This window comes from Anaerofustis butyriciformans (assembly GCF_036289385.1).
GTDB lineage: Bacteria > Bacillota > Clostridia > Eubacteriales > Anaerofustaceae > Anaerofustis > Anaerofustis butyriciformans.
On record NZ_JAYFFH010000001.1, the window covers coordinates 523,117 to 541,948 of the forward strand.

22 protein-coding genes and 1 pseudogene are annotated in these 18,832 nt (G+C 31.0%); all 23 read right to left on the bottom strand.

Annotated elements, in window-relative coordinates:
- Entirely contained in the window at positions 1–1,191 is a 1,191-nt protein-coding gene (locus V2W16_RS02570) for a hypothetical protein (RefSeq protein WP_329381061.1), read from the bottom strand.
- A gap of 10 nt (positions 1,192–1,201) precedes the next feature.
- Entirely contained in the window at positions 1,202–2,038 is an 837-nt protein-coding gene (locus V2W16_RS02575) for a VirB6/TrbL-like conjugal transfer protein, CD1112 family (protein WP_138268533.1), read from the bottom strand.
- A 63-nt stretch (positions 2,039–2,101) separates the two neighbouring features.
- Complete coding sequence (locus V2W16_RS02580) at positions 2,102–2,437, bottom strand: glutamyl-tRNA amidotransferase (protein ID WP_138268534.1); 336 nt, start codon at positions 2,435–2,437, stop codon at positions 2,102–2,104.
- A 5-nt stretch (positions 2,438–2,442) separates the two neighbouring features.
- On the bottom strand, positions 2,443–4,242 hold the full coding sequence (locus tag V2W16_RS02585; RefSeq protein WP_329381068.1) for a VirD4-like conjugal transfer protein, CD1115 family: 1,800 nt from the start codon (positions 4,240–4,242) through the stop codon (positions 2,443–2,445).
- Positions 4,226–4,429, bottom strand: a complete 204-nt coding sequence (locus V2W16_RS02590) for a hypothetical protein (protein ID WP_138268536.1) — start codon at positions 4,427–4,429, stop codon at positions 4,226–4,228. The genes V2W16_RS02585 and V2W16_RS02590 overlap by 17 nt, the downstream gene beginning before the upstream one ends.
- A 9-nt stretch (positions 4,430–4,438) precedes the next feature.
- Positions 4,439–5,332 carry an ArdC-like ssDNA-binding domain-containing protein gene (locus V2W16_RS02595; RefSeq protein ID WP_329381072.1) on the bottom strand — a complete coding sequence of 298 codons (894 nt, stop codon included), beginning with the start codon at positions 5,330–5,332 and terminating at the stop codon, positions 4,439–4,441.
- A gap of 6 nt (positions 5,333–5,338) precedes the next feature.
- Entirely contained in the window at positions 5,339–6,103 is a 765-nt protein-coding gene (locus V2W16_RS02600; RefSeq protein WP_211964693.1) for a PcfB family protein, read from the bottom strand.
- On the bottom strand, positions 6,087–7,433 hold the full coding sequence (locus V2W16_RS02605) for a relaxase/mobilization nuclease domain-containing protein (protein ID WP_329381078.1): 1,347 nt from the start codon (positions 7,431–7,433) through the stop codon (positions 6,087–6,089). The genes V2W16_RS02600 and V2W16_RS02605 overlap by 17 nt, the downstream gene beginning before the upstream one ends.
- A 2-nt stretch (positions 7,434–7,435) precedes the next feature.
- Positions 7,436–7,558, bottom strand: coding sequence for a hypothetical protein (locus tag V2W16_RS02610; RefSeq protein ID WP_329381081.1), 123 nt, complete (start codon positions 7,556–7,558; stop codon positions 7,436–7,438).
- Positions 7,559–7,645: 87 nt separating this feature from the next.
- Positions 7,646–9,568 (bottom strand): tetracycline resistance ribosomal protection protein Tet(44), encoded by a 1,923-nt coding sequence (tet(44), locus tag V2W16_RS02615; protein ID WP_087302314.1) that lies wholly within the window; start codon positions 9,566–9,568, stop codon positions 7,646–7,648.
- 49 nt (positions 9,569–9,617) lie between these two features.
- Complete coding sequence (locus tag V2W16_RS02620; protein ID WP_087302312.1) at positions 9,618–10,145, bottom strand: PadR family transcriptional regulator; 528 nt, start codon at positions 10,143–10,145, stop codon at positions 9,618–9,620.
- Positions 10,146–10,157: 12 nt separating this feature from the next.
- A complete protein-coding gene (locus V2W16_RS02625) occupies positions 10,158–10,508 on the bottom strand; it encodes a VOC family protein (RefSeq protein WP_087302310.1) in 351 nt (116 codons plus the stop codon).
- 262 nt (positions 10,509–10,770) lie between these two features.
- A complete protein-coding gene (locus tag V2W16_RS02630; protein ID WP_211964702.1) occupies positions 10,771–11,094 on the bottom strand; it encodes a MobC family plasmid mobilization relaxosome protein in 324 nt (107 codons plus the stop codon).
- The gene (locus V2W16_RS02635) at positions 11,076–11,246 is read right to left on the bottom strand and encodes an inseCt neurotoxin 1c (RefSeq protein ID WP_243112215.1); all 171 of its coding nucleotides are present in this window, start codon (positions 11,244–11,246) and stop codon (positions 11,076–11,078) included. Before V2W16_RS02635 ends, V2W16_RS02630 begins: the two co-directional genes overlap by 19 nt.
- A 113-nt stretch (positions 11,247–11,359) precedes the next feature.
- On the bottom strand, positions 11,360–11,887 hold the full coding sequence (locus tag V2W16_RS02640; protein WP_329381099.1) for a helix-turn-helix domain-containing protein: 528 nt from the start codon (positions 11,885–11,887) through the stop codon (positions 11,360–11,362).
- Positions 11,888–11,893: 6 nt separating this feature from the next.
- Positions 11,894–12,853 carry a DUF3991 and TOPRIM domain-containing protein gene (locus tag V2W16_RS02645; RefSeq protein ID WP_211964703.1) on the bottom strand — a complete coding sequence of 320 codons (960 nt, stop codon included), beginning with the start codon at positions 12,851–12,853 and terminating at the stop codon, positions 11,894–11,896.
- 8 nt (positions 12,854–12,861) lie between these two features.
- Positions 12,862–13,188 carry a DUF3848 domain-containing protein gene (locus V2W16_RS02650; protein WP_329381104.1) on the bottom strand — a complete coding sequence of 109 codons (327 nt, stop codon included), beginning with the start codon at positions 13,186–13,188 and terminating at the stop codon, positions 12,862–12,864.
- A 101-nt stretch (positions 13,189–13,289) separates the two neighbouring features.
- Positions 13,290–14,909: pseudogene (locus tag V2W16_RS02655) on the bottom strand (helicase-related protein); the annotation flags it as partial.
- Position 14,910: 1 nt separating this feature from the next.
- Positions 14,911–15,039: a hypothetical protein gene (locus V2W16_RS02660; RefSeq protein ID WP_262753295.1), complete on the bottom strand. Its 129-nt coding sequence runs from the start codon at positions 15,037–15,039 to the stop codon at positions 14,911–14,913.
- A gap of 183 nt (positions 15,040–15,222) precedes the next feature.
- A complete protein-coding gene (locus tag V2W16_RS02665) occupies positions 15,223–16,488 on the bottom strand; it encodes a plasmid recombination protein (RefSeq protein ID WP_044906495.1) in 1,266 nt (421 codons plus the stop codon).
- A 181-nt stretch (positions 16,489–16,669) separates the two neighbouring features.
- Positions 16,670–17,689, bottom strand: coding sequence for an AAA family ATPase (locus tag V2W16_RS02670; protein ID WP_044906493.1), 1,020 nt, complete (start codon positions 17,687–17,689; stop codon positions 16,670–16,672).
- Positions 17,670–17,861, bottom strand: a complete 192-nt coding sequence (locus V2W16_RS02675) for a hypothetical protein (RefSeq protein WP_044906491.1) — start codon at positions 17,859–17,861, stop codon at positions 17,670–17,672. The genes V2W16_RS02670 and V2W16_RS02675 overlap by 20 nt, the downstream gene beginning before the upstream one ends.
- 249 nt (positions 17,862–18,110) lie before the next feature.
- Entirely contained in the window at positions 18,111–18,734 is a 624-nt protein-coding gene (locus tag V2W16_RS02680; RefSeq protein ID WP_040564913.1) for a type A-13 chloramphenicol O-acetyltransferase, read from the bottom strand.
- Positions 18,735–18,832 lie beyond the last annotated feature (98 nt).

Below are 18,832 nucleotides of genomic sequence, written 5' to 3' on the forward strand. Positions count from 1 at the left end.
CTACCTTTCTTTATCTTTTTTATTTTGTATAAATGTGTCTGCAAGATTTCCACCAGATATTACTTCTTTAAAATCTTCTTTTGCTTTTGTTAAATCATTATCATAGTAATAACCATAAGCCCAATCTATTTTATTGTCTGTAATTTTATAGTAAAATGCAATTACATATTCTTTATTGTCATCACTTTTTCTTTCAACTAAAGCAATAGGCTCATTTCTTCTATAACCAACATCAAGAACAATAGCATTTTCTAATTCTCTTGTTTTTTTAGAATCCATACTAACTCCCGTAAACTTTTCATATTCTTCATTGATTTTGTCTTTATTTTCAATTACCCATTCTTCAAGCATTTCATAGGCTGAATACTTTTCATTTTTATATTGCTCACTTTTTAAGAACTCCCCTGCAACCATACTACAAAAATCATAACTTATATCATTTTCTGGTGTTGAGGATTTTGAAAGCATATCGTTTAATAAATCATAACCTAAAACAAAAGTAAAATAGGATTTTTCACTTTCTACAACTGATTTATCAACATAAAATTCATCAATATAATCTCTTACATTTTGTTTTAGTCCTATTGTTTTTAAAGATACAGTTTCTATTTCTTCCCCGTTAATATAATCTTGTTGATTTTCGTAAATATGCACCAAATTCTCGTTGTCATTATCAAGATTTTTATCATCTGCCTCTATGACATATCCTTTATATTCCATAGTTTTATATAATGGTATTCCTTCAAAATATTTCATAACATCAGGTGTATCAAATCCTGTTTTATTATCCAAATATTCCTTTGTTATTCCATTATCTGCACAATATTGCAAATATTTTTGAACTCCATCTTTATATTCAATATCATTTGGATATAATTCATTGATAGAATTCCAAATACTATAATGAACATTGTCTGTCATATAAATAATTTTTTTACCTTCTTCTAAATAATTATAAATATAATTATCAAAGTTGTAATCCCATTCTGGAACATTTACATATCCACCTGTATATTCTTTTGAATATGACGTAAATTCTATTGCTTCATCTACACCATCACTTGCTAATATATAAGTTTCATTTTTTTCTGAATCAATTAATATATAATCAATTTTCTTATTTTGATGTTCCATTGATTCCATTAAAAAAGTTTCAATATTTTCTTTTATTTTTTGTATTCTTTCGTCCATTTGACACCTCCTATAATCCCATCATTTCACGAACGACTCTATCTGATAATTTTATTGTTCCTACAAGCACTAACATATTAAAGACTAACTCTCCAATATATTTCCATACTTGAGTAACTGCTGCTGCATTTGCGTCAACCACTGGTGGCGAACTTGCAAACAGTGAAAATATAATACAAGAAAGAACAATAATTGCTCCCTCTAAACAAACAGCACAGTAAGACTTGATAAAACTTTTACCAACGCTTTGTGTAGGCTCACCTGCAAATGTTGATAATGGTATTGGTGCAATCGCAGTATATAAATATAATTTAAAGAATCTACCATATACTGTTAATATCATTATGAAAGATAATACTGTTATAAATAGGCCACCTATCAGTGTTACTGCCCATAATGGAATAGACTCAAAAAAGCCACAATCTTCAACTGCTGTTATTATTGTTTGTGGCAATGTTGTACTTGTAGTTCCTCCTAAACCAGAAGCAGTAATTATAGTTGAAATTACACCTTGAACTATTTTGAATAATGAAAGCATTAAATCAAGTCCATAAGTTACAACTATTTTTGCTATTGCAAATCTAATAAATAGTTTTAATGCGTGTTCTGGCTTTTTTACTTCTGCAAACGAGCCACAAGTCTTCATAACACCTACTACAAAAAACAATACTAATAACGCAAGACCAATCGCTTGTAATGCTCCGTGAATATTCAGAATTACTTGCCATATAGTCCCACCTTTAAAAGTTTCTGGAGTTTGTGTCACTAATTGCCATATTTCACTTAATTTTGAATTCCAAGTATCTAGTGCATTTTGTAAATTTTGCACTACCCAATTATCACTCAATAACAACACCTCCTTGTATAAATAAGATGAGGGCAAGTAATAATACTCGCCCTTTGATAATTGTTATCCTGCAATCATATTTAATATTTCTTTTGCAAATGTGATTATTATTCCACCTGCAACAGTCAAAAATCCATTTGCTCTTTGGCTCGGATCGTGACTCTTTAAAGATAATCCTACTTGAACTATACCAAACCCAAGCAAAATCATTCCTATTGCTCTAATTAAGCCAAAAATAAAATCAGATAAATTATTAACAACTGACATTGGATCATCGGCTGCTAAAACATTCATACTTGTTCCAATAGTTAGAGCAAATATACATACACCTAAAACATAGGCTTTAAATATTTTTTTAACTTTATTACTCATTTTTAAACTTTCTTTTTTCTTTTTCATTATTTCTAATCTCCTTTTCTTTTAAAAAAATCTTCTATTTCTTCAGAAGTAATTAATTCATATTGTTCTGTTATTTCTTCAGTTTCATCAAAAGTATAATTATCTAAATTATCATCAATAATAATTGAAGCAATAGCATTTTCAGTTCCTCCGTGTAAATAAGGTTTTTCTTTTCCATCAGTAGTAAATGCAACATTTGGATGTTTTAAAATATCGTATTTAAAATCCATAATAGGTCTTTCGCCTCTAATAAACAAAATTGCATATTTATTATCAAGTAACCTTACTTCATCAGGAGTAAGTAATTCTCTACCACTAATCTGATAATTAGTTGAGTAATTCCCACCTCTACCACTACTTTTACCATAAGTATTGGTATCAATAGTTTCTTTACCTAATAACTCTGATACATATTTGTGCGTCGATTGTTCATTGCCACCAAGATACAAAAATTCATCACAATTTCCAACTATACTTTCCCATTGCTTTTCAAATAATGCTTTTAATTGTGCTAAGTTTTGTAAAATAATTGATACTGATACTTCTCTTGAACGCATAACTGATAAAATTTTATCAAAGTCATCTGGTAAACTTACATTAGCAAACTCATCCATAACAAAGTGGACGTGTACTGGAAGACTACCTCCATATTTGTGGTCTGCTAAAAAAAACAACTGCTGAAACAGTTGTGTGTATAAAATACTAACTAAAAAATTAAAACTTGTATCATTATCAGGAATCAAAGCAAATAATGCAGTTTTCTTTTCTCCTAAAGATGGTAAATCTAATTCATCTGTTGCAGTTAATGAAGCAAGACTTTCAAGATTGAATTTCTCTAATCTTGCTGCAAGTGTAATCTGAATAGATTTAAGCGTTTTTGCAGAGCCACTATGATAATCTCTATAATATTTAACTGCTATATTCTCTGGCTCTCTTTCTTCTAATCTATTAAATAATACATCAAGAGGACTAACATAACTATCATCATCTTCGTGTACTTCTCCTGCTCTTAACAATTCCATAACCATAGGGAAATTTTGTTCTTCTTCTGGTGCTTCATATTTCAAATAAAAAACCAATGCTAATAACAACATACTTGCAGCAGTATCCCAAAAAGGATCGTTGCTCTGGCTTCCTTTCGGTGTTGTTGATTTAAAAAGATTCGTTACTAATTTTTGAACATCGTTATCATCTTTTAAATAGACAAAAGGATTATAGCAATGGCTTTTTTCCATATTTATTAAATCTAAAAATTTTACTTCATATCCTTTTTTCTTTAATAATGCACCAACATCTCTTGCTATTTCTCCTTTTGGATCAAGAATAACCATAGAAGTATTACATTGCATAACATTTGGCTTACAATAAAATCGTGTTTTACCGGCACCACTACCTCCACAAACTAAAACATTTAGATTTCTTCTATGTTTTTTACCATTTAATCCTATAACTACATTTTGTGTTAATATTTTATTGTTTTCTATTGGGGTTTGCTTGTATTTTTTATTTATTTCGGTTGCATTACCCCATTTTGCAGAGCCGTGTTCTTCTCTCCTACGATAATTTTTTTTAGTAGATATATATAGTGTAATTGCCATTACATAAACAACAATAAACACTAGAATGACCTTTAAAGAATCATCACACCAAGTAAAATGAAAAGGATTACTTATAATATTGGAAAAATCCTTTATTATTTGTGGTAATCCTCCATTTATTGATGGTGCAATTAAAATTGCCAACCATATCGTAGGTATTAAACCTATACAATAAACCCACTTTGGATAGTTAGAATCTGTATTCATCTCTCCTCAAACACCTTGTGAGAACTTTTTTTTTAACTGGGGCATCTATTGCTCTTAATAAAACTTCATCTACATATTCTGTATCTTTGCCCTCTTGAATCAATTTATTTCTAAATGCATTTAAAGCATTGATAAGAATACCTAGTTCATATTTGTCAAGTTCTAAAACTTTAATTTCCTCTTTCATAAATTCCTCCTATCTTTCGTGTTCCTTATTTTTTTGAGTTTTAGAAATTGTTTCAAAATAAGCACTCATTCTTGTATTTATATCTTCCATAACACTACGCATAGAAGTCAATTCATTTCTTACTTCACTAGAACTCATATTTTTAAATGAATCTGGAATTGAAATGTTTATATTGGATACATCAATTCCATATTTTTTACAAAGCATATAGGCTGTAGAATTACACTTAAAGTTATCTAATTCTACATTACCACTTTCTTCAAGTCCTACTCTTGTTAATTCTCTGGCTAATTGTTTAAATATTTCTGGTGTTTCTCCACCTCTTTGGACATATAAAGCATTATCACTTTTATTCCATTCTACAACACTGTTATTACCATTTTGAATATCATCTACTGCTTTTATATCAACAGGACAATCTCTTAATAATGCAGTTAATTTAACTTTGTCATCATAATTAATTGATTTTGGTTTTTGATTAGAAGTTGTTTGTGAAATGTCAAACATCTTTTTTACATTATAAGAAATTCCAGAAGTACCATCTGCTCTTGTAAAAGAATCTCCTGGCTCTAATATTTTAATTCCATTTTCTCCTTTTTTTATAAAAGCACCTGCTTCTTTCCAATCATTAAATTCTTTTAATTGTGTTGCAGTAGGAAGTGTTGCAGTAATTACGAGTGCATTGCCAACAGAGTATTTATCTAATCTGCCTTGAACATCTAAATACTGTTTATATTTATTAACATCTGATTTAATTTCATTTGCCATTTTATCCATTAAATCGTATACTTCTTGTCTTTCTTGTTGTTTTTTTTCTATCCAAGCATTTTTATCAAATGGCTTTTTATTTTGAGTAGTTTTACTACCATTGGCTTTTGCCATTATTTCATCCAAATCATTCATATTTTATTACCCTCTTTCTTTTGATTTTTTCTTTTTTGATTTTGGTTGTTTATGTTTAGTTGTCTTATTTTTTTCAGTTTTTTCATTTTTAAGTTCAGACTTATCTAAATCTCTTTCTTTCTTCTGTTCTTCTTTAATTGATTTTATTTCTTCTCTAACAGAAGGTTTATCAGATTTAGTACCCTTGTCTAACTTGTTTTTGTTGTTTAAGGTAGGCTCTAACGGAGGGTTTTTTTCCGTTTTTGCCAATTGGGGGTTTGACATTTCATTTTCCTCCTTATTAATTGGTTTAGATAAAATGTCATCTACAAGTCTTTCTTCTACACTTTTTATAACAACTCCCTTGTCTTTGCTATCTTTTGTCTTTTGAATTTCACTTTTAATAGAAGCCTTATCATAAGTAGAAAGATTAAATCTATCAACAATACGATTTATTTTACTTGCATCTTCTGCACGTACCATAATATCTACCATACCATCTACACTTTTACCTTTACTCTTTAAAGCACAGAATAATACTCCATATCTTTTGGCTTCTTCAGTAAACTTTTTTAAATCTTCTTCTTTTACAGTAAATACTTTAAGTTCTTTCCCGGATTTAAGCATATTAGTAAGTCTTGTTTTTCCCTTTGTTTGTTGTTTGTCTTTTAATATTGCCACTAATAATGCTGCAATATTTTTTGCACCACTTCCACTTAATCTTACTGCTACTTCAAATCCTTGCAAACTCATTCTTACAATAGATTCAGCAGCGTCACCTGATGTGTTCATTTTTTTCTACCTCCTTTACTTTTATATTTCCATCAGATAATTCTTGAAGATTTTTTTCTATCTTCTTACTTCTCTCTAATATATCTTTACATAGCACCACCTCCTTTCGTAATGGAGTAATTTCTTTATTTAATTCATTAATTTGTTCCCTTATTTCATCTTTTTCTTGTTTAGATTTTGATTTTTTATGTTTGTACCAAAGTTTACTTCTTTGATCCATCAAATCATTAAGTTGTTTTTCCTTTTCTTCTTTAAACAAAAAAAACTGCTCATCAGTTTTTAAATTATTTCTGACAAGCAGTTTAGTTTCATTTGATATATCTTCCATCTTCCTAACATCAGCACGAATAGCAGGAGATAATTTTTGATAAGGATATTTTTTGGGAAAGACTTTTAAGAGATAACAATAATGAATATATAAAGCATAAAATCCCTTTGGTTTTCGCTTTTTATAATAATTAGCATTAATCTTTTTATTAATTCCATATTCTTCAACAAATGGAACTTTCTTAATGTGTTCTTCTTCAATTCTTTGCGTAATTCTTTCAATAGAATATTCACTACCAAAATATCTTTCAATGCGAATATTTTTTTTATATGGACTTCTTTTTATACTTAATTTATTGGCTCTATAAATAAGTTCATAATCCATTGCTTTCATTAAATCTTCAAAGTCATAATAAGAAGTAGCCATACCTATTGCCCTATCTAAATCTTCTTTTGCAATAGAATAATAATTAACTTTATTATTTAAATCTTTTTGATAATTAGCAAAATTTATTTTACTATTTCTACAGGGCTTTTCTTGTATAACTGATAATCCATATTCTTCACACAACGAATCAGATAATCTTCTTAATTCTGCATAAGTTTCTCTTTTATCATAATATCTTTTTCCATCTTTAAACGATACAGAATTTATAACAAAGTGATTATGATAATGATTTGTATTAAGATGTGTACTAACAACAACTTCAAATCTATCTCCCCACATTTCTTCAGCAAGTCTTACTCCAATAGTATGGCATAATTCTGGGGTAACTTCCCCCTCTGCAAAAGATTGAAATGCGTGAAATCCAAGTATTCCGTCTGTCTTTCCATATTGTTCTTTTGTAATACTCATTTCTTCAAGTGCTGTTTTAGGACTACAATTAATTCCTGATACCAAAAGTTGTTCCTCTGTTTTATAATCTGATTCTACATATTCAATCACATTGTGTAAATCGTAATAATTATTATTTTCATTATGTTTTGTCTTTTCTACATTTGTAGTATAATCTAATACATTATCTAATCTTTTTTCTATTTTCCATATACCTGTTGTTGCCATAATCACTCCTTTATTATATATATTTTTCTATGATAAATAAGTACATCACATACTTTATTATCTTCTTCAAAAACTCTATATCTGTGTCCCCAGAAATTAATCCAAAGTTTTCTTAATTTTTTCATTTTACCTCCCATAAAAAAAGAGCCTATCATTTCTGATAAGCCCATAAATTGTCTGCTTAATAAATTGTAATTTTAGTGAATAGTAACTTAATTTTCTTTTTTATTAAACATATGGCGTACTTTATCTATTCGATTATTTGGTCTACGTGATTGAATAACTGGTTCACAAGTAGCAATTTGATAATCTTTTAATTCTGTCAAAAAAACTGCTTGCCCATTTGTATATAGAGTTAAAGTATTACGATATTCATTAATACAACGTACAGGAATATGTCCTGTAAAAATAACTTCATCATTTTTTGATTGACTTGTTTCAATTATTGCACAATGTTTTTGTGCATCTTTATATGCACGAGAAAAGTATCCCTCTGGTGTAAAAAGTATAAACGAAAGATATGGCTCTAATAATTGCGTTCCCGCTTTTTTCAATGTTTGTTCAAGTACAATTGGGGCAAGAAAGCGAAAATCCGAGGGAGTACTAACAGGGCTATAATAAACACCATATTCAAAACATATTTTACAATCTGTCACTTTCCAACCATACAATCCTTGCTCCAGTCCATAATTAATACCTTCTCTTACTGCATTTTGAAAACTTTGATTTAAATAACCGAGTGAAACTTTGCTTTCGTACTGTATTCCAGTGCCAATTGGAAGTGGAGTTATTGATAATCCAATTGATGCCCAAAATGGATTTGGTGGTACTTCAATATGAATAGTATAATCTGCCTTTTGTAATGGCTTTTCCAAATAAATTACGGTTGGATCTTCGATTCTTATGTTTATGTGATATTTTTCAATCAACAGAGAACAGATAACTTCTAACTGCACTGTTCCTAAAAAAGAAATGATGATTTCATGTGTTATCGTATCAACATAATAACGTAAAAGAGGATCAGTATCTGCAATTTCTGTAAGAGCATCCAATAATTTTTCTCTCTCTTCTATTTTTATCGGTTCAATTCTTGTTCGTAGTATTGGTACAGTCTTGTCATTCCATACATTGCATGGCAAAATCTTTTCATTTCCTATAATATCGTTCAATCTTAATGTATTGTTAGGTATAATAAAAATATCTCCAGAACAAACTATTTTTGTCTGTATCATTTCCCCATTTGAAGGAATATATATTTCTGTAAGTTTCATTTTCTTTTTTTCTGGCAACATAATTGTATCTCGTAAGTGTAATGTTCCACTATAAAGACGCAAATAAACTAATCTTTGCTTATGGTCTGTATATTCAATTTTAAAAACTCTTCCACATAGTTCTGAATCATTCTCATTCATTTCAGAACAAAAAAGATTTGAAATAGCTTCGATAAGTTGTTGAGTCCCTATATTATTTCTAGCACTTCCATGGTATATAGGAAACAACGAACCTTTTTTAACACACCTATATTCTTCATACATTAATTCTTGTATAGTCAATTTTTCTCCTACAATATATTTTTCTAAAAGTTTATCATTTTTGGAAATTACAGGATCCCAATCATCTAAATCAATGATATTTTTAATTGATATTTCTGGAGTTAATGTTACATTTTGCATAACAATAATATCATTTGAAAGTTTTTCTTTGATATTTTGATAAATATTATTTAAGTTAATTCCATCCTGATCTATTTTATTTATAAAAATAATTGTTGGTATATTCATTTTTTGAAGTGCATGGAATAGTATTCGGGTTTGTGCTTGTACACCATCTTTAGCAGAAATTACTAAAATTGCTCCATCAAGAACAGATAAGGAACGATACACTTCTGTTATAAAATCTGTATGTCCAGGAGTATCTACAATATTGATTTTGTAGTCATTCCAATTAAAAGAAGTAACTGCTGCCTGAATTGTGATTCCACGCTGACGTTCTAAAAACATAGTATCTGTCCTTGTTGTTCCCTTATCTACACTGCCTAATTCTAAAATTGCTCCACTTGTATAAAGCAGACTTTCCGTTAAGGTCGTCTTTCCTGCATCTACATGAGCAAGAATACCAATGTTGATTATTTTCATGGAATTTCCCTCCCTACAAATTTATCTTTTAACTTAAAATCAATATTTGCTAATTTTGTTCTTTTAAACTATTCTCAAAATCAATTATCCACTTTTCTAATGTTTCTACTAATGCTAATTGTTGTTTGAACATTTGTTTTCCAACATTAGGAATATGTTGTCTATGAGAACGTCTTTCATTTAGTAATTCTTTTAATTCTAATATCTTTGATTTTATATTAGAAACAAGAATCTGTTTTTGTTCATCATCTACTAAATCTAAATTCGTGATAATAACATTAAAATCCAAATATAGACTAACATCAGAATTTGAAATATCATTCATAAGTTTATTAAAATAATCATTACCTTTGTTAGTAATAGTATATATTGCTTTATCTGGCATATTTCCCTCTTTCTCTTTATGGCTAACAATATATTCTTTTGATTCTAATTGTAATACTTTCTTATAAATAGACTGTTCACTAATTTTTACCCATCTTGGTATATTACGATATTCTATATTTTTTTTAATATCATAAGCACTTTGTGATTTTTGTTTAATAAGTCCTAATAATACCAAATCTATATTTGACATAATCTCTACTCCTTACTTAATATAATCTGTAACGCCAAGTCTATTTCCAAATGGATCTTCAAACTCGACTGCATTACCAGTTCCAATTTTAAAAGGCTCACTCAAAAATTTTATATCATTATTCAACATTTCTTTATAGAAGATTGCAACATCTTCTACTTCAAACCATATTGTAGGCTTTAAATTCTCAAATTTATTTTTGTCTTTTAAAATTATTGCAGGTTCTTCATTTCCAATATTATAAGCAACCATTCCCTTATCAGAGAAATCAAATTTCTTTTTTAACCCCAATATTTCCTCATAGTATCTTTTTGCTTCTTCCATATTATCTACAGGAAGAAAATAATTGTCATAATTTTTCATATATTTAATGTCCTCTTTTCTACTATAAACTACACTACTATATTTTATAGTAGTTATCGTTAAAAGTCAATATATAATAAAAAAATAGATTAGTTGCACTGAACTAATTTATTTGTATAACTGCCTGTCGTACAAAAAAGACTGTCATTACTGACAATCTTTTTGGTAAATTACTATTTATCATCTTAATTTCACCAGTAATTTTATAATAATATTATATCATTTTATTTTATTTTTTTATATAGTTCTACAAAAATTATTTTTATTTATCTGGACGGAGATATTTGTTTTTCATATCAACTATTAGTTCATCTAATTTATCTATTTCTTTTTTTAGATGAGGAACATCAATAACTTTTTTTGCATTAGCCATTCTTGCAATTTGATTTATATTGTTTCCTATTTTACGAATACCTTTCATATCTTCATAAAATTGTTCTGGTGGTTTTTCTTTTGGCTTATAACCTACAATTAAATGTCTAATATAATCAGAGGCATTCATTCCAACTGCCTCTGAATTACATTTCATTATATAATCTTCTTCTTCGCTAAGCCATATCTGTTTTTTTATTCTACGACTTCGCATTTTACTACCTCCGGTTCTTCTTCTATTTCATCTTTTAAAACTATTTGTCTTTCTAATTCATTTATACGATTTATTTGTAAGCAACACATCAAAGTAGTCATTCCAAGACCTCCTATTATAAAACCTAAAATAAAAAATAATAATTGACTCATAATTAATCATCTTCCTTTCTTTTTAATATCATTTTTCTAACAAGGGGATTGGGGATTTCCCCACAACCGAATTCGTACGGGAGTATGAATTCAGTGCTGGCTAGACAATAAATTTACTCCCCATAGGTACATTCGCCACAATAAGGGCAATAATATATACAACTTTCACAAGGACATTCTGAAGAAGATTCTTCATCTATTTCTTCTTCTATTTCATCTGAATTTTCTTCTTCTTCATCAAAAATTTCTACAACATCTACAACAATTTCTTGGCTAGAATCTAACTCAATAATTCCATTTTCTATCACAAATTTTGTAACAATAATTGCTGCTTCTCTTGGATTTTTTGCCATTATTTCAAAATAATCTTCATTGACATTTTTAATTTTAACCTCATATTTTTTTTCTTGTTCTTCTTCTAAAAGACCAACAGTTTCTAATAAAAAATTAACATCTAATCCTAATTCATTGCACATTTTTACGAATGGAATAAAATAAAAACTAGGCTTTAATCCATTCTCAAATCTAGATATTTCTGCGTGACTTACACCTATTTTTTCGGCAAGTTTTCTTGTAGAAATACCCACTTCGTTCCTCCTTGTTTTAATAATATTTGCTAATTTTAAATAATCAAATTTCATAATATCTCACCTTTCTTTTTCATATCTTTTTTTATAATTAATTCCTTTTTTAGCACACAAAAAGTCATTGAAATCCTTTCCTATTAGTGGTGGATCATCAATGACTTCATATTTTTTTGGAAGAATAGTTTTGAGTGCCATTGTTGCTATTCTTCCTGCACTATCATTATCAAAATGAAGATATATTTTTTCAATATCTTGATTCTGATTTAAATAATAATTTAATGCTAGTGGTATCTTACTTTCATCAATTTTTTTTGCAGGTTGATATACTCCTGCAAGAGATAAAAGGTTATCATTATACCACTCTTTATTTTCCATTTTCTTTAATGTTGCATACGATAATAAATCAATCGCACTTTCAAACAAATGAACTGAATCTGTTTTTTCTGTTGATTCTAGTTTAAAAGAAAATGCCTTATGACTACCATAAGCATCTTTCATATATCTACTACTATTTGTACCTCTAATTCCTGCATATCTTGGAACATTATTTTTATCATATCCAACAAAAACAACATTGTGATTTGGTAAATCTTCATAAATTAATCTATTATCTATACACTCATTTATTATGTCTTTGTCAATTCCACGACTAGACAAATAACTAATTATCTTATCAGTTGATTTAGACCTTTTTGGTAAAATAAGTCTAATATTTTGAACTTTTTTGGGCTGTTGATACATAGTTGGTGGTTTTACATTAGAATAACCTAAAATAGTTTCTACTGCTTGTATAAAAGTATAATCTCTAACTTTAATTAAATATTCCAATGCAGTTTTTCCTCCTATTCCTCTTGAAAACCAATACCACATTCCATTACTTATTTTTAAACTATCGTGTGTTCGAGTCATATAAGTTCCTCTACTAAAATATACTAATTCTTCTGGCTCATAGTTTTTTAAATAAGTATATAAATCCATTTCCTTTGCTCTTTGTATTTCTTCTGGTTGATAATATGCCATACTATTACCTACCTTTCTTTATCTTTTTTCTTTGATTGCTTTTCTCTATATTCATCTGCTAAATCAGACACAGTATCTCTAACACTATCTTCTAGTATTTGATTTATATTTAAGTCAGAATCCATCCATCCTTGATACAGAGTTTCTAATGAATTTTTTTCATTTTTTAATGCTTTAAGTTCGTCTATCTCAAATTGTTTTGACTCTGGATAAAAAAGATAAATGACTTCTTCTTTAACAGTTGTTTCATAAGATTTATCAATTATCTCCTTTGTAGTTAAAGTAGATAATTCCTGTTTATAAGAAGTAAGTTCTTGTTCTAATTTTTCATACAATTCTTGTCTTATTTTTTCTTCCATAATATCAATTCCTTTCTTAAAAATTTAAAAGAGCGATAATAGTTTTTATCTAAAATCGCTCTAATATAATAATAAAATTATCTTTCATAATCTTTATTAGGTGTATGATTATCACTAATTTCTTCGCCACCATCGTCAACAATTTCTTTATCTTTTTCATTAAGATTTAATTTAATATTAAGTTCATCTAATCGTTTAGATTTGGCTTTTAATTCTTCCTCTTGTGGAAATGGTTTTTTTATTTCTAATTTTGCATTTTCATAATTTTTTTTGGTATCTTCAAGATTGCTTTCTGCATTAGAAAGTTTATTTTCAATGCTATTTAATACATTGTCAATACGGGTTATATTTCCACTTGGATCACTTCCTAATTCTACTTTATATGATAAATTATTTTTCATTCCCATATAAAATTTCCTATCAAAAGTATCAAATGATAACATCATTTTAAACCCCTTATATTCTCCTATTTCTATTGGCTCTGGATTAGTCATTGATTTACATATTTCTATTATTTTTTCTCCTGCTTCTTTTCTTTCTATAAAGTCTTCGCCTCTAATAGTCATCTTCTGAAATGAATTATCTTCTGCATTATTAAATTTAAAATACTCTAAATCTTCTTTCATATCTTCAATTCTATTTTCTAATCTTTTTATTTCATTAGGATAATATTTAATAACTTTATCTTCTAATGCATATATTTCACTTAAATGAGTTTGTTTTAATAACTTTAATTTTACGACTTGTGTATCTAGTTCTGTCTTTTCAATTATATCTGGATTTCCTGCTGCAAGTGCTTTAATTTCTGCATAAGATAATGCTGTTTCATCAATATCTTCGGCAAATCTTACAGGAGTCTTTGAAGTCATTATTTGAGAAATAAATCTTTGTTTATTTTCTACTAACTGATATAAATATGCATCAAAAGTTCCCTCCGTTACATATCTATAAATATCTACTTCTGGATTTTTATTTCCCTGTCTAATTATTCTTCCACTCCTTTGAATTAAATCACTTGGTCGCCACGGACAGTCTAAATCGTGCAATGCAATTAATCTATCTTGACAGTTAGTTCCTGCACCCATTTTTTGAGTGCTGCCCATCAAAACTCTTACTTGTCCTCGCCTAACTTTATTAAATAATTCTTGCTTTCTTGCATCTGTATTTGCATCGTGAATAAATGCAATTTCTTCCTCTGGTATTCCTCTATCAATAAGTTTCTTTTTTAAGTCATCATATACATTAAACTTTCCATCATTATGTGGAGTTGATAAATCACAAAATACAAGTTGAGCAGATTTATTAGGACTTGTTTTGTTCCAAATATCATAGATATTATCTGCACAAGTTGCAACTTTACTTTTATCAAAATCGTCTAACATTTCATTAGATAATCTTTGGTCAAGTGCTAATTTCCTTCCATCATTAGTTATTTTTAACATATTATCAATAGAAGAATCTACCATTCTATTTCTTATTCTTTCTGCTCTTTCAGATAGTTCTTTTACAAGTTCTTTTTGAATCTCACTAGGCTCTATGACTATATTATGATAGTTTGCTTTTGGTACCGGAAGATTAAGCATATCAGAAGTTTGTATATCAGCAACTTCCTTAAACATTGCCATAAGTTCTGGTAAATTAAAGAACTTTGCAAATCTAGTTTTTGCTCTATAACCTGTACCTTCGGGAACGAGTTTGTCAAGATGATTTTTGTAAGTTTTCTAAATTCAAATATTTATCCGCTGAAAAATCTCCTAACATCTCGTGTCTGCATATCTCTTGAAACACCGTATTCAAAGGCTTCTTCGCACTTTCCGATTGCTTCACATTTACAATAAAAGTTGTTTTGCCTATTCGTGTTGTATAAGATAAAATATTCTCTTTCATATAATCATTTTCTCCTTTTCATAAATTGATTGTGGGGCATTCCGTTTGGAACACCCCACAAATACAGCCTGTTTCATCGGAACATATCAAGAAGTCATTAAGTCGTGAGTATAATGGAAAAGGTTATCTTTCCATACCTCGCTTGCTCTTTCGTGCCTTGATACGCTCCTGTCTTTCTTTTTCCCTTGCTTCTTTTTCGGCTCGTTCCTGTGCTTCCTTAAAAGAAAAAAGTTGCTTCACTTTTTCGGTAAAAAGTTTGGCAACTTCGGGGAAATGTTCCAACGCTTCAAGAAAAGGTCTGCACTTTTCTTTCAGTTCGTTGTATTTGGTTTTCATTCGTTCCAATGCGTTTGCACTGTCCATATACTTCTGTCGGTAAAAATTTGCACTCTGCTCAAATTTTTTGATTTCCGCACGACTTGTGATACCCTCTTTGGCAAGGGCAGTCAGCTCAGAATAGTCCTTTTGGGAAATTGCCATTTTGCCTGTGAATGTTTTCTGTCCCATACTGTCAATCTCGTTTAAGGTTTTGGAAATATGACGGGCAGGCTCATACTTAACCTGTTCCTTTTGAATACGCTTCTGCAACTTCTCCAATCGCTCTTTGTCCTGTTGGATTTGATATTGCAGGGAAGTCAAATGCTCTGCTGTACTTCCGTATTCGCCACGCTGAAAGCCTTTGAACCCTTGTTCCGTCATATAGTGAAACAATTCATCTTGCAGTATGCTGTACGAAGCTCGGAACATCGGTTTCCCGTTCTTTCTTAGCAACGGATTTCCTTTTTCATCGGTCATCGGAATATCCGATTTCCATTTCTTTGAATGGCTAATCTGATTAACCACTTCCTTAACTGTTCCTCGCAATTTCTCGTCTTTGCAACGCTTACTCCACAAGATTTCTTTCTCCACCACAGGCAGAACCATAGCGTGAAGATGATAGTGGTAAACCTCTTTTCCAAGTTCTTCGCTTGCGGCTACATTGATTTCATCAGCGTGCATTACCGCCGATATAACATTGTCCGCACCGAATTTTTCTTCAATAAAATGATAGGCTTCTTCATAAAACTGCTTTGCGTATTCATAACCGCCGTTACGCTCGAAGTACATCGTGTTCACATCAATCACAATCTCATTAAACAGCGTTGCGTCTTTCCTTAACCCACGAAGCGACACCTGACCGTCTGTTTCCATCTGCTTTAACTGTTCCATATAAGTCGGGGCAGTCGGCTTTTTGAAATGCACATTAAAGGGTATTCGCTCCGCAATCACATTCATATTTTCATAAGTTTCATTCTTGCGTTCGTTGTGCCTTTCCGCCTTGCTCACATCAGAAGCGGTGTACTGTTTTACCCTTGCACAACTCATATCCGCCTTATTGGTTTTTGCCATTTTACTCTCCTTTCTCAGCAGGGGGCGAAGCCATTACACAACATTCTTTGAATGTGTGTAACCCACTATGACACTTTCAGACTTCGTCTGCAAAGATGTCGTGGGCAAGGGAGTTCCCCCTTGACCTCCTTAGATACCTCCATCATAAAAACAGACTGTCCTACCATCAGACAGCCTGCATTTATTCTCTCGGTATATCGCCCATCGGCAAAGACCAGTACCACAGAAAGCCTCGTTTTCGGGAGATAACTCCTGCTTTCTTCTTTGCCTTTTTGATGGTCGATTTCTTGAACCCTGCGGCTTCAAGTCTTTCTTCGCAATCCGAAGAAAGCATTTCTCCGTCTTTCAGAATTTCCAAAAGAAATTCCTTCGCCTTGATTTCCTTTTCGTTCGGTCTGCCCATTTTAGGGGCAAGGGATTGGAACGCTTCTTCTGCGGTCATTTCCATTTCAGAAATAAAGTCCACTCCCTTTTCTGCCACCTCAAAAAGAATTGCCGAGCCTGTCGGGGCAAGGTTGGATTTCACTTGCACCATATATCGTTCCGCTGGTGCTTCTTTGTTCGGTGTGCGTGTGATTGCAAGAATACTTCTTGCAGCACCCGCAATATCAATCGAACCGTTGGTGCGATAAAGAGGATTTATATCTCTCATCTTGTTCATATGGGCGATAATCACGATGGCACAGCCAGTATTTTTTGCAACTGCAATCAAGTGATTAAACTCTGCCCTTGTTTCGTTGGCATTGTTCATTGAACAGTTCTCTCCGATATAGGAACTCATCGGGTCAAGAATTAAAAGTTTTGCGTGATACTTTTCGATTGCTTCAGCAATACGGTTATCTCCAAAGGATAAAGACTTTTCATCTTCCTTGATGAAGATAAGATTTTCTCCATTCCCACCGGCAGAGTTAAATCGGGGTACTACCGTATCGTCTGCATCATCTTCCGTTGTCTGATAGATGATAGTCATAGGTTCTATTTCTTCATCGGTAAAGGGTAAGGCTTCTCCCTTTGAAAGCAGGGCGGCAATGGAAAGCATTAACTTGCTTTTTCCATCGCCCGGATCGCCCTGCAACAGCGTAACCTTGCCGAATGGAATATACGGATACCACAACCATTTCACTTCTTTCGGTTCGATTTCACTTGCCTTGATAACTTCAAGAGGTACATTTACATTCATTTCATTTTCCGTCTGCTTCATTGTTCTTCGTTCTCCTTTTCGATAAATACTTCGGGCAAAGCACTACGATACAGCGGAAACTCTGCTTGCAGTCATTACTGCACTTTCTGCAAAGTTCGTTGTAGGTAATGCGATTTCTTTCATTCAGAAACAACGCCCACTCCTGTTTCCGTTTCTTGCTCATTCTCGGCATATCAATCCACCTTTCCGTCTGAAAATAAAAAACCACAGGGAAGATACTTACTGCCTTGTTTCTGTCATTTCTCGGGGGCGAAAATCGGGTAAAAAACCCTTGCTAAGCCTATCAAAAAATCACGCAAGGTATTTGTACTAACCTGTGGTTATGTATGAAATTGTGGGGTTTTGGGTAACAAAAAACACCGTATTTCTACGATGTTTTCTGTCACATATATTCTATTTAAGATACTGACAAACTGGGATTTTATTTATTCAGCAAGTCTTGTAATTCATCCAAAAAACGGCAAACATGAAAGCCGTCACAAACGGCATGATGCACTTGAATCGATAAGGGAATATAGTATTTTCCGCCCTCCTCATAATACTTCCCAAACGTAAATATCGGCAGTAGATAGTCATATCCTTTTTTTAGATTTAAGTTAAAGCCTTCAAAGCTTGTCCACGGTATCATAGAAACAGGGAAAGTGTTTTCCGGAGGATTAGGCTTTGCGGACATTCCCATTCGTTCACCAAAAGCGTCTATATCCTTTTGATAGTTCTGAAGAAACTCAGTATAGTCTGCTGTAAACTCAGTCCAAATACTCGAAAAGGTTTCAGTTTCCTTATGAAAAACTGTGTAGCAAGGCAGCATTTCTGAAAAAACGCCTACCTGTCCGTTTTCATCTAATGCGGTCCTGAACTCTTCATGTCGATTGATGATCGTTGTAACTCCATATAAAAGAGTTGGGTATAACTTTTTTCCATCCTTTTTCAACTTAGAAATATCGAGTTTTACCGTCATACTATATGTGCAGGGCGTATTGCCAAAATAGTGGTCGAAATACTCTTTTCGTGTCCAATTATTTATATCAATCTTTGTGAATTGCATCATTTATCCTCCGTAAATTAGGATTTAACTATCTAATCCTCAAAAACCATTGATTTTTCAAGGCTTCACGCCTGTTTTTCATTCAAACCTTATCTGTT